A 12,087-nucleotide genomic window follows, 5' to 3' on the forward strand; every position below is an offset into this window, starting at 1 on the left:
ATATCAATATCCACTATTTAATAAACCCATTGATCAATAATATTCGTTTTAAATTCACTAAGGTGGCGTGCAGTTCTTCTCCACTTTCTAAAGAGGTTAACGAGACCCGCAAAAAGGCAGTCTCATCTTCTGAACCCACCAGAAATTTATCTGAATGGAACAGTCGAATACCACTTTTCAGGAATGTCTCTTCCATCTGCTTGCCAGAAAACGCCCGATCAACTTTAATGATCCTAAAGAAGCGGTAATCATTGGAAACTTTTGGAATTGCGAACACTTCATCAAAAATTGTATTGGCTTTCACAACCGCATCCAGTTTGCGTTGCATAATTTTACCAGCGACCCCGTTTTGTAACGCCCGAGTCACAATTTCAACATCCAAAGCAGACGTCTTCACATTGATGTTGAAGATCGCATTTTCAAGCGGTTGCTTAAATTGATTGGCCATTCGGATAAAGCCGACCCGTAATCCTGAAACTAGCGATTTGGACATGCTGCAGATGTAAACACTTTGGTTCGGGACGAGGTTACTTAGCTTCGTCAACGGTTTGGTTCGGTATAAATTTAAAAAGTTTAGGTAATCATCTTCAATCAAAATGAGTCCTTGCGTTGCAATTACGTGCGCCAGTTCGGCCCGCCGTTGTTCAGAAATCGTAATCGTGGTCGGGTTGCTATAATCTGGCATTAAATAAACACCACTAATATTTTTATTGCGGCATTGTTGGGCTAATGATTGGGCGGACATCCCCGCTTCATCCCCATTAATTGGGATCAACTCGATTCCCCGCATCCGAGCAAGCTCAATTAGGTTCGCATAGGTGAATTGATCCACCGCAATCTTATCGCCGCTATTAAAGAGGCTCATTAAAATTACAGTTAGGCCGTTTTGCCCACCCGAAATAACCATCGTATTTTGCTTATTGACCGTCATCCCAACTTGATCCAGATAGTGGCTAGCAATCAACCGATGCTTTAACATCCCCGATGGTTCATCATAGTTCAATAAATCAATTAGGTTGTTCTGATTGGCGACTTCCTCAATTGTTGATTTTAAAAGGCCGTTGTTGTTCTCAAAGGAGGCGTTAAAGCCTAATTCCTTAATATTTTGGGCATCGTTTCTTGAAATGGTCTGCAGACCGTGCACATTTTTAGCCACGTAGGTACCACGGCCCACCATTCCATAAGTCAACCCTAACTGTTGGCTCAACTTATAGGCCCTGGTAACCGTCGCAAAGCCAATGTCTAAAAAGTCTGCTAATTCACGTTGCGGTGGCAGCTTAGTATCTGGTAGTAGGTTTTCGTTATCAATGGCTTGTTGCATCTGGATAACTAGCGATTGATAGTAGGGCCGTTTCAATTGCGCACGGTCGGGACGCCAACTGAGCGGGTAATCAGTAAAAATATTGATCGACATGTCGTTCGCTTCTTTCGATTAAAATTGTAATGAGTACAATTATAGCATTGATTGTACTCACTTATGTTCTTATAATCGGATATAAACATAATTAAGGACGTGATTAGCTTGAAAAATCAATCATTTCAATTTGCGTTTCAAAAAACGATCCCGATCATGGCGGGATTTATCTTTTTGGGTGCTACATACGGAATTTACATGCACCAAAGCGGTTTCAATTTTCTATACCCAACGTTAATGGCTGCCACTATTTTCGGTGGCTCAGTTGAATTTGTGATTGCCAACCTACTATTGGGCAAATTCAACCCCTGGTTAGTGTTCTTTTTAACGTTCATCATCAATTCGCGCCACCTGTTCTATGCGATCTCAATGTTACAAAAGTACCGCAGGACCGGTCGTAAACAGATTTTCATGGTCTTTGGGATGTGTGATGAGACCTTCGCCATCAACTATGCGACTAAGGTCCCAGAAAATATTGACCATAAGGAATTTATGTTCTACGTCACCCTCCTAGACTATGCGTACTGGGTCTTTGGTGCCTTTTTAGGGGGCGTCTTAGGTGGCTTGATCACCATTAAGCTGCCCGGATTAGACTTTGTGATGACTGCATTATTCTTGGTCCTATTTGCTAATCAATTCATGAACGAAAAGAGTCATTTTAGTACCATTACTGGACTAGTCGTCACCTTTTTGGCACTATTTATCTTCGGATCCCAATGGTTCTTATTGGTTAGCTTAATTGTAATGGTGGCTATCTTACAGGTGAAGTACAAACGGGAGGTGGCAAAATGAGCTTAACTGAACAAATTTTAACAATCGCGATTGCCTCAATCACCACAATGGCGACGCGGTTCGTGCCGTTCTTCGTCTTTCCCGAAAATAAACCGACCCCTAAGTTCGTCAAGTACCTGGGTGATTATTTGCCTCCAGCCATTTTGGGCATCTTAGTGATTTATTGTTATAAGGATCAAATTATAAATGTTAACCAAGAAACGCTCTTTGGCATCATTGCTGGGGCGGTCACGCTGGGGCTGCACTTTTGGAAGAAGAACATGATGATTTCAATCTTAGCGGGAACGGCAACCTATATTGTATTGGTCAACTTTGTGCATTTTTAAAATCATCAGATTAATCGCCCCGTCAATTCAATTTAATATGCAATTTTGCCAAAACTCCCCTATAATTAAAGTTGCTAGGGGAGTTTTTTGACTGAGACCTTTTTTGGAACCCTTCGAACCTGTGAGACAATGCTCGCGTAGGGAAGCGAAAACCAAAGTGTCGATTGAACTCACCAAGTATTAATTTCTTGGAGGTTTTATGAAATGCATAAAGCAATTTTTGACGGCTATGCAACTGAATACGATCAATGGTTCATGGCCAATCAACAGGTCTTTTTAAGTGAATTAAAGTTATTGAAGGCTACCTTAACAGGGGCGGCCACCGAACGCGTCCTTTCGATCGGCTGTGGGAGCGGGTTGTTTGAAGACGCCCTCCATCGCCACTACTCGTTGCCACTCTTTGATGGGATTGAACCATCCACAGACATGGCAGCAATCGCAAAAAAACGGGGACTAAACGTTACGATCAGTACTGCCGAAGCCGTCGAGCTACCAGCGGATACTTATGATGTGATCTATTTCAACGGCAGTTCGAGCTATATTAAGGACCTCAAATTCGCATATCAACACTGCCTTAAAGCTTTAAAACCAGGCGGACGCTTTATTTCACTTGACATCCCGTTAGAAAGTGCATACGGAATGCTTTATCACATCGCGTCAAGCGAAGGCAGCTACGATTCAAAATACCTGCGTGCGATTGCACCAGCACACCCCTACCCCGTTGAACTGACTGGTTCATTTTATTCATGGACCGCACGGGATAAAAAGGCACTGTTTGAAAACGAGTTGCAATTAATAAACGTTAATACCCAACAGACCCTCCTTGCCAATCCACTCTACACTAATGATTTCGTTGAAGAACCCGTTGCGGGTTTTAGAAGTGGCGGTTACGTAGCAATCATGGGTCAAAAGCAATAATCAAAGGCATTTATTGATTTTTTCATAAATTAAACTCCCAATCTAAATTTATTGATTATCATTCTGTTAGAATATAATTATTAATTATACAAGGAGTATTAATTTGGGTGCTTTAATTGATTTTATTTTAAATATTGATCAACACATTATCAATATCGTTAACACGTTTGGTAACTGGACTTACCTCATTTTATTCATAGTGATCCTGTTGGAAACTGGAGCGGTAATTATGCCATTTTTGCCAGGGGATTCATTACTGTTCGCAGCTGCCGCGCTATCTGCTAACGCTAGTTATTCGTTGAACATCTGGATTTTTATCGCAATCTTCCTAATCGCCGCCATTGTTGGTGATTCGATCAACTTCTGGGTCGGTGAGAAGGTCGGCTTAAAATTACTGGACCACAAGTGGGTTCAAAAAGTCATCAAGCCCAGCCACCTTGATAGTACGCGCCAATTCTTTGATCAACACGGTGCAGCGGCGGTCTTTTTAGCCCGCTTCATCCCAATCTTACGGACGCTGGTGCCGTTCATTGCGGCCACCGGGAAGATGAATTACAAAAAGTTCATCTTTTACAACGTTACCTCCGGATTCGCATGGGTATTGCTGTGTTGTGGGGCTGGTTACTTCTTTGGTAACATCCCGTTCATTCAAGAGCACTTCTCAGCAGTCGTATTGGGGATCATCGTGGTTTCATTAATCCCAGCATTAATTGGCTTGATTCGCCAAAAAGTAAAGAAATAACATTCAGAAAAGCGGTCCCCTTAAGCAAGTAGTAAGGGGGCCGCTTTTAATTGTAGTCAACAGTTGTCTAGCATATAATGATAATTAAGATATTAACTGGGGGCTTTAAAAAATGATCACTAAAATCAACCAAACTACTAAGGCGCAACTAAAGCGCATCATGTCAATTTGGCTTACCAGTAACTTGGCAGCAAACGCCTTTGCCGGCAGTGATTACTGGATGAATCGTTACAGTCCGATTAGAAAACAACTTTTGGCAGCCACCGTTTACGTTGCTATTAAGGATGAGCAGATCATTGGAGGCGCAGCAATTTTAGATGACCAGCTGATCGGTCCATTCGTTGATCAAAATTTTCGCCAACAAGACATTGCTACCCAGTTACTAAATCAATGTAAAGCTGAAGTTGCCCAGATTAGTACCTCAGTGTACCTAAAGAACCCCACTGCCATTATGTTCTATGAACAAAACGATTTCGTGATCAAGGGGCAGTTCATTGAAGAAGCCACCAACGAAGTAAGGTATCAAATGAAATGGCATAAAGACTAAAAGCGCTACGCCATAAAAGACTTACTGAGACTAATGATAATAATTTTCCATAATTCATGATTAACCACTTCAATTATGTTTTTAAAAATCACTTTAAAGATTTATTGTTTTAATGAAGCGTTTACATACGGTTGGGGGTAGCAAAATCTTTTTTAATTTAATTCCTTAATATAATTATGATATACTATAATATATCAAATGTTTATATTGGAAAGGATAGTATTCTTATGTCATCAGTTAATATTCCAGGTCAATGGGACTTGTACTCATTTACTGGTTTACCAGATATATATCATTGGAAACCAGGGATAGAGGCTAACAATAGATGGTCGATCGCATATAAGGAATATAAACGTAAAAGCAGTTCTTATCATGCGACTTCTGTAGCGTTTTCAATCATTGGTATTTTTTTAGTAGCTTCATCTAGTTTACTTACTGCTTTTGCGGGAATACTGTTATTTATAGCTTCCTTTCTTTTAAGTAGACGTGGACCATTTTTTAATGCAGCGCTTGATAAGAACAGTCGTGCTCAAAATCATTTTACAAACGTTAGTTACCAGCACACAGATACTTTTATTCAACCATTAGTTAATTATTTTAACTTAGGACCATGGAGAAGTTTCAGAGTTAAAAGAGAATGTATTATCTATAATCAAGATATAGTTATATATTTCGATGCTGATAATTCACTACTAGTTGTCTATAATAGAGACTGCATAAAAGAAGTAAGTCGGGAAAGAGTACATACCGGTTCCCATTCTACTGGTTCATCCAATTCATTTGGTGTTGCTTACGCTAATGGAAATACTGGTAATGCTGTTGGAACAGCATATACTAATAGTGAAATAAATAGCACAGATAACTATGAATGGCATTTTGACCTTTTAACCAACTTTATGAATCATCCTAGAGTTTCTTTTGTATTGCCAGATTCACCACAAGCAGAAAACTTTGTTAAAGAAGCTTGTGGGATCCTACAAAAATAAGAATGTTTTTATTTTTCATTTCATCCTAAATATTAAGCACTACACCCTTAAGTTTGTAAAAAATTTAGGGGTGTTTTTGTGTGGCCAACATTAGTGCTAAAAGATCATGAAAGTGACTGGAGAAATTATTTCTTTTAACATCAAGAATCTAAATTACAAAAACTAGGCGGAAAGTCCTTGGTTCAATACCAAGAACTTTCCGCCTAGGAAAAAAATATATTAATGTACAAACTTTAGGGCACACATCAACTACGACGCAGCTTTTTTATTTGCATTTACTAATTTTTCAATCGGTCTAAGTCAATGGAATGATCATCCTTAGCAATCATGATTGAGGTTGTAACATCACCCATCACATTTAAGATGGTCCTGAAGATACCGATCAACCAATCGGCTCCAGCAATGATGCCCACCCCACTGATTGGTAGACCAAGGGTTGGTAAAACGATTGCCAGGGATACCAATCCACCACCTGGGATAACGACCGTCCCAAGACAGGCCAGCGTCGATACCATGATAATCTTCAATCCGATGCCCACCGTCAACGGGACTCCGAATAATTGCAACATCGTAACACTTGCTAACCCTAGATACATGGATAAGCCATTACTATTCAAGGTCATTCCTAATGGTAGGACCAATTCGCGAACGGATTCCCCGATGCCGAGACGTTTATTGGCATCAAGCATTTCCATTGGTAATGCTGCGGCTGATGATGCCGTAGTCGCAGCAATTAGAATGATTCGTGAACACTTCAAAAGAATTTTCAATGGCGAAACCTGTGTTTTAAAACTACAAATACAGATCAAACCAATCAGAAATAAAATCACAGCAACCGCATAGATGATAATAAACATCAATAGCGGGAATAAAATTTTTATCCCGTTGGTTGCAATACTACCGATTAGTAAAGAGCAAATCCCCAGCGGCGCACCAATTAGGATTGTATTCATCATTTCGATCAAAATATGATTACACTTATCAATCGCACCCAAGACTAAATCGAATTGCCCCCGACGATTGATTCGCATAATTGTAAATCCACAAATAATTGCAAAAATCGTGATTTGAATGACCTGACCGGCACTTAAAGCTTCAAAAATATTCTGCGGAAAAAATGATAGAATCGTATCGGAAATCGAAGGCGACTGTTTATGAACCAACCCGCTGGCGTGACTTGCTAGGTTCAAGTTCAACCTAATTGGTAACCCGACTAATAAACCAACCACAGCTGCAGCAATCGTGGTGGCTAGAAAAATCATCACCATTTGCATTCCAATCTTACGAAACTGACCGACGGAAAAGTGGCCCACAGCTGAAATTACCGAACAAGTTACCAGTGGGATTACTATCATTTGAAGAAGGCGTAAAAAAATTTCACCAAATATTTGTAACCACGCCACCTTGGAACCACCAATTCCACCAATTAAGATTCCAATCAACATTCCCAGAAGAATTTTCAGGGTTAAGTTCTGTTTCAACTTCATTTTCAGTCTCCTAATAGGCTTGTTTTTGTAAGATCATCGATAAGAAATGTACCCCCGCATTTAGATCAGCAGCGACTGTAAACTCATCGGGACGATGGCTAATTCCATTACTGCTGGGAACAAATACCATTGCAGTCGCAACGGCCTTGCTCATTATCTGACTATCATGTCCTGCTCCAGATGCCATTTCTAAAAATGTGATTTCAGATTGACGCGCTAAATCTTGGTTAACATTTAGAAGCTGACGGTTTAACTGGGTAACAGGAACCTGTAAATAACGATCGATGATTTCACGCTGCCTTTTAACTAATTCATTTAAGCGGGATTCAAAATCATCCAGTTGATCCTCAGAATCAGACCTGCAATCAATCGTAAAGCTAAACTGTCCACTGATAACGTTGCTAACGTTGGGGTGGTTCATGACTTTACCAATCGTCAAAACGAACGGTTGTTTAAAACGATTACCCAATTGATAAATCGAATCAATTAGATGACACCCTTTTCTTAGCGCATCACAGCGCCCCTGCATCGGTGTCGTTCCAGCATGGTTAGCATGTCCATTAATATCCACAGTATAGCGCCGTTGCCCAACGATCGAATTTACTAACCCAATCGATGCGTTCGTTCTTTCTAATTGGGGACCCTGTTCAATGTGCAATTCCGTAAAAGCATCAGGTAACTCACAATTACGCAAAGTAACTTGTGGTTGACTAGTCAATTGCTCAACGGCCTTTTTTCTAGCAGCTTCAAAGCTAGTCCCATTTGCATCGACTAATTTTGGCGGAAGCGTTTTATTGACATAGTATTTCGAACCCGTAAAAGTAGCGGGAAAACGACTCCCCTCTTCCTCACTAAATGAGATCAAGCGCAGCGTTTTATTCGGCTTGCCATTTTTGGATACTGTATCAACAATCGCCTTTAATCCACCCAAAACGCCATATAGTCCATCATACTTACCACCATGATCGACCGTATCCATATGGGAACCAACCGCAATCACCGAATCCGTTTGCCCGATGAAGTCTAAAAAGACGTTTCCAACCATGTCAACGGTCGCCTTAAAACCCAGTCGCTGTCCTAAGTGAATCAACCGAATTTGATTTTCAATCCAGTATTCATCATAAACCAATCGGTGTTGTCCTTCATCGGAATCAACAGTAAATTGGTCTAACCAATCGTTTAAATTAAGCGTTCCTTTCATCACCATGACAGTGCCTACTTACTAACCCCAAGAAGTGGTGAAGAAGCAACCGCACCACTATTAACTACCCGTCCTGGCTTAGCAAGGTATGCTTTGCGCCCAGCTTCAACCGCTAGCTTAAATGCTTCTGACATTAATGGGATGTCGCCAGCAGTTGCCATTGAAGTATTCGCCATTACGGCATCAATTCCCATTTCCATGGCTTCAGCAGCTTGACTAGGCCGTCCAATTCCGGCATCAACAATCACTGGTACTTCGATTTCGTTGACCAAAATTTGAATTAGGTCCTTAGTGGCTAAGCCGCGGTTAGTCCCAATCGGTGCGCCTAATGGCATCACCGCTGATGCTCCAGCTTCAACTAACCGCTTTGCAGTGATTAAATCTGGTAAGAAGTATGGCATTACGGTAAAACCTTCATCAGCTAAAATGGAAGTCGCCTTGATCGTCTCTGCATTATCGGGCATTAAGTATTTTTTGTCTGGAATCACTTCTAGCTTAATGAAATCACTGCCGCTTAATTCGCGCGCGATTCGAGCCATCCGAATTGCTTCTTCAGCATTTTTACAACCAGATGTATTCGGTAAGATAGTGACATTTTCTGGAATAAAGTTTAAGATATTTTCGGCTGCTGCTTCGGTTCTCCGCAATGCCATTGTGATAATTTCAGCCTTGGCATTATGAACTGCAGCATCAATTAGGTCGTATGAATATTTACCTGAACCTAAGATAAACCGTGATGTAAAATGGTGTCCGTTAATTACTAAATCGTCTTTAATTGCCATGTTAAATTTCCTCCTTATTTTCAACCACTGGTAGTTGCATGAGTAATCTTAAAATTGCGTTTGCTTGATGACCGGCACAAATAATTACCCGTGGTGCCATCAATCCCTCTGATCCACTCGTCTGACCATCACCACTAATGTAGACGTTTGGGGATTGTTGTTTGGTTTGAATTTGATTTGCACCATGGACCCCCGCTAATCCGTTGCCCATTACTAATGGTTTATCTGGAAAAGCACTGGTCGCCCCATCGAGTAGAATCGCCTTGGCAGCAGGGTTATCAAAAGCTTCACAAATAATGTCACAGTCAGCAAAGAGTTGCTCAATATTTTCAGCACTGACCTTTGTTTTAATCGCATCCACTTTAATAAAGGGATTAAATTCTAATAAATTTTGCTTTAATGCAGTGACCTTTGGCATCCCAATTTGACTGAACTTGAACTGTTGGCGGTTCAAGTTGCTTAATTCCACATCGTCAAAATCGATTAGGGTCAAATGGCCTACACCAGAACGCACCAATGCAATTGCAATGTTAGATCCTAACCCGCCTGAACCTGCAATCGTAACGTGTGCATTCTTTAGGGCCTGATACGAGTTATCAACATTACGATCCTTCATCTGCATAAAAAAATCTTCAACACTGATTCCATCAATTTGAACCGTCATTGCTAACCACCTCCTACGAAAGAAATTAATTCAACGTGATCATTTGGATTTAAAGTAATTCCATCGATTTCATTGCGATGGACGATTGATCCGTTTAATTCGACAACAACGTTATCTTGATGCTGAGCATATTGAGCCAATAAGAATGATAGCGGTTTTCCCGCCAATGCTTCCACTGGCTTTCCATTAATGGTTACCAAAGTAAAAACCTCCTTTCTAGACCCAAGAAAGGAGGTTTTTTAACGCACTAGTTAAGATTAAACCCCTTCCTTCGGTAGTATCAACTACATCAGGTTCAATGAGTATAATCTCAGCCAATTACTTGGCACCCCAGTGTTTAAATTATCATCACAATTGTAAATAAAAAACGGTTCCCCTAGTAAAACCCAGGAGAACCGTCCTAATTATTCGATAATTAATCAGCGATAAAAGAACTGCATCTCCCTTCGCTGGTATTAACCAAATCAGGTTCAATGGGTATAATCTCAGCCAATTGCTTGGCACCCCAGATACAATGTGATAAATATTTAATTTTGAACAATCTTATATTAACATTAAGGTGAAAAATTTGTCAATAATAAAATTTTAAGCCAAGGACAATTTGATAAAAAGCTAGCAACAAAAAAATATCTTATTATCGATCGATAATAAGATATTTTTTAATATTATCCATTTATACTTGCTTCTGATTTTCTTTGGCTAATCAATACATATCCACCAAATCCAACTGCCCATACAATTGCAGCAATGGCACCTACAACATCATCGGGAATGAAGAATAAACTAGCGAAGATTACCAAAAAGAAAGCGATGGTGAGCGGACTGGTAACATTGTACCAAGGCATTTTAAACCCATTTTCAATATAATCACTTGATTGACGATATTTCCGATGTGCAAGCATTGTTAATGCGTATACCAAGATATACATATCACTAGATGCACCAGTTACGATTGTAAAGACTGCTCCAGTCGCTGCACTAAGGCTCATAATTGGAGTGATCAATGCCAAACTAGCTGATAGTAAAATGGCAGCTGCCGGAACCCCAGAATTAGAGATTTTACCAAACTTTTCCTTCATGAAGCTGCCTTCCTTTGCTTCAGTCGCTAGTTGGTAAAAGTGACGACCAGCTGAGAAGATACAGCTATTTAATGCCGAAGCAGCAGAAGTTAGAACCACAAAGTTGATCACAGCTGCAGCAGCTGGAATTCCAACCAATTGGAAAACTTGAACGAATGGACTTTTATCTGGTGAAAGTGAAGTCCATGGAATAATTCCCATAATTACCACCAATGCACCAATGTAGAATAGTAAGATGCGAAGTAAGGTTTCATTAACTGCCTTCTTGATCACGTGCCGTGGATTCTTTGCTTCACCAATCGTGATACTTACGAATTCAATTCCTTGAAAGGCGAAGAATACCATTGGAAACGCAGAAATAAAGTTAAATGAACCGTGGGGGAATAATGTCAAATTATTAGTAATGTTAGCGAGTGATGCATGACCAAGTGGCGTTGCGCTGTGCCTAAAGATCATAAAAATCCCGGTAACGATCAAAGCAACGATTGCGATAATTTTGATCATTGCGAACCAGAATTCGGTTTCACCAAACAGACGCGCAGCCACTAGGTTTAAGCCACAAAGAACAGCCAAAAAGACGACTTCAATCAACCATGCTGGCAGATTAGGAAACCAGAATTGTACATAAGTGGCCACCGCAGTTACTTCAGCCATACAGACAAACACCAACCCGATCCAGTAGGTCCAACCTGTGAATCGACCTGCAGCAGGTCCTAAATACTTAGTAATAAATGATACAAACGTGTGGTGCGATGGATCTGAATAAAACATTTCTCCAATTGCACGCATCATCAAGAAGAAGAACAATCCTAAGACTAAGTATACGATCAAAATGGATGGTCCCGTTTTAGAAATCGTCGTCCCTGATCCTAAGAATAGCCCAGTTCCAATCGTGCCACCAATTGCAATCATTTGCACATGTCGGTTACTCAATGAACGGTAAGTTCCATCTGGATTTTCTCTAATGTTTGAGTTAGCCATGATCAACACATCCTTTACCAATTTTGTATTTACCCAAAATAAATGTAATAAAAAGTTACGTGACGTCCCGTTGATTCACATAACATTAAAACCAAATTAGCTTTTTCTCATTTAATTTTAATTTATTCTACCATATTTATTTCGAAAAGCAAAGCTTTTTTCAAAAAA

Annotated in this window: 13 protein-coding genes and 2 riboswitches; of the genes, 6 read left to right on the top strand and 7 right to left on the bottom strand. The window is 40.2% G+C overall.

Translation table 11 applies throughout. The annotated features are described in order from the left end of the window. Window positions 1–13 precede the first annotated feature (13 nt). The gene (locus tag ACSYTJ_RS07070) at window positions 14–1,414 is read right to left on the bottom strand and encodes an aminotransferase-like domain-containing protein (RefSeq protein WP_491720184.1); all 1,401 of its coding nucleotides are present in this window, start codon (window positions 1,412–1,414) and stop codon (window positions 14–16) included. Window positions 1,415–1,513: 99 nt separating this feature from the next. Between ACSYTJ_RS07070 and ACSYTJ_RS07075 the strand changes: the two genes are divergently transcribed. From ACSYTJ_RS07075 to ACSYTJ_RS07100, 6 genes are all read left to right on the top strand, one after another. After that, entirely contained in the window at window positions 1,514–2,206 is a 693-nt protein-coding gene (locus tag ACSYTJ_RS07075; RefSeq protein WP_491720185.1) for an AzlC family ABC transporter permease, read from the top strand. Next, entirely contained in the window at window positions 2,203–2,532 is a 330-nt protein-coding gene (locus ACSYTJ_RS07080; protein WP_491717352.1) for a branched-chain amino acid transporter permease, read from the top strand. Before ACSYTJ_RS07075 ends, ACSYTJ_RS07080 begins: the two co-directional genes overlap by 4 nt. Window positions 2,533–2,736: 204 nt before the next feature. Further along, window positions 2,737–3,450 carry a class I SAM-dependent DNA methyltransferase gene (locus ACSYTJ_RS07085; protein WP_491720186.1) on the top strand — a complete coding sequence of 238 codons (714 nt, stop codon included), beginning with the start codon at window positions 2,737–2,739 and terminating at the stop codon, window positions 3,448–3,450. Between the two features lie 103 nt (window positions 3,451–3,553). Then, complete coding sequence (locus ACSYTJ_RS07090; protein WP_491717350.1) at window positions 3,554–4,192, top strand: VTT domain-containing protein; 639 nt, start codon at window positions 3,554–3,556, stop codon at window positions 4,190–4,192. A gap of 112 nt (window positions 4,193–4,304) precedes the next feature. Continuing rightward, window positions 4,305–4,739: a GNAT family N-acetyltransferase gene (locus ACSYTJ_RS07095; RefSeq protein WP_491720187.1), complete on the top strand. Its 435-nt coding sequence runs from the start codon at window positions 4,305–4,307 to the stop codon at window positions 4,737–4,739. Window positions 4,740–4,966: 227 nt separating this feature from the next. Then, window positions 4,967–5,725 carry a hypothetical protein gene (locus ACSYTJ_RS07100; protein ID WP_491717348.1) on the top strand — a complete coding sequence of 253 codons (759 nt, stop codon included), beginning with the start codon at window positions 4,967–4,969 and terminating at the stop codon, window positions 5,723–5,725. A 278-nt stretch (window positions 5,726–6,003) separates the two neighbouring features. On the opposite strand, the gene ACSYTJ_RS07105 is transcribed toward ACSYTJ_RS07100, so the two are convergent. The 6 genes from ACSYTJ_RS07105 to ACSYTJ_RS07130 all read right to left on the bottom strand — a co-directional run bounded on the left by ACSYTJ_RS07105 (window position 6,004) and on the right by ACSYTJ_RS07130 (window position 11,919). Then, on the bottom strand, window positions 6,004–7,212 hold the full coding sequence (locus ACSYTJ_RS07105; RefSeq protein ID WP_491720188.1) for a dicarboxylate/amino acid:cation symporter: 1,209 nt from the start codon (window positions 7,210–7,212) through the stop codon (window positions 6,004–6,006). 10 nt (window positions 7,213–7,222) lie between these two features. Then, entirely contained in the window at window positions 7,223–8,419 is a 1,197-nt protein-coding gene (locus ACSYTJ_RS07110) for a hydantoinase/carbamoylase family amidase (RefSeq protein ID WP_491720189.1), read from the bottom strand. Window positions 8,420–8,427: 8 nt separating this feature from the next. Next, on the bottom strand, window positions 8,428–9,195 hold the full coding sequence (locus ACSYTJ_RS07115; RefSeq protein WP_491717345.1) for a thiazole synthase: 768 nt from the start codon (window positions 9,193–9,195) through the stop codon (window positions 8,428–8,430). 1 nt (window position 9,196) lies between these two features. Then, window positions 9,197–9,859, bottom strand: coding sequence for a sulfur carrier protein ThiS adenylyltransferase ThiF (gene thiF / locus ACSYTJ_RS07120; RefSeq protein ID WP_491720190.1), 663 nt, complete (start codon window positions 9,857–9,859; stop codon window positions 9,197–9,199). Window positions 9,860–9,861: 2 nt separating this feature from the next. After that, entirely contained in the window at window positions 9,862–10,059 is a 198-nt protein-coding gene (gene thiS, locus ACSYTJ_RS07125) for a sulfur carrier protein ThiS (protein WP_491717343.1), read from the bottom strand. A gap of 48 nt (window positions 10,060–10,107) precedes the next feature. Continuing rightward, window positions 10,108–10,202: riboswitch (TPP riboswitch) on the bottom strand. An 81-nt stretch (window positions 10,203–10,283) separates the two neighbouring features. After that, window positions 10,284–10,377: riboswitch (TPP riboswitch) on the bottom strand. 147 nt (window positions 10,378–10,524) lie between these two features. Continuing rightward, window positions 10,525–11,919: an amino acid permease gene (locus ACSYTJ_RS07130; RefSeq protein ID WP_491717342.1), complete on the bottom strand. Its 1,395-nt coding sequence runs from the start codon at window positions 11,917–11,919 to the stop codon at window positions 10,525–10,527. Window positions 11,920–12,087 lie beyond the last annotated feature (168 nt).

Source organism: Nicoliella sp. ESL1113 (genome assembly GCF_058509245.1).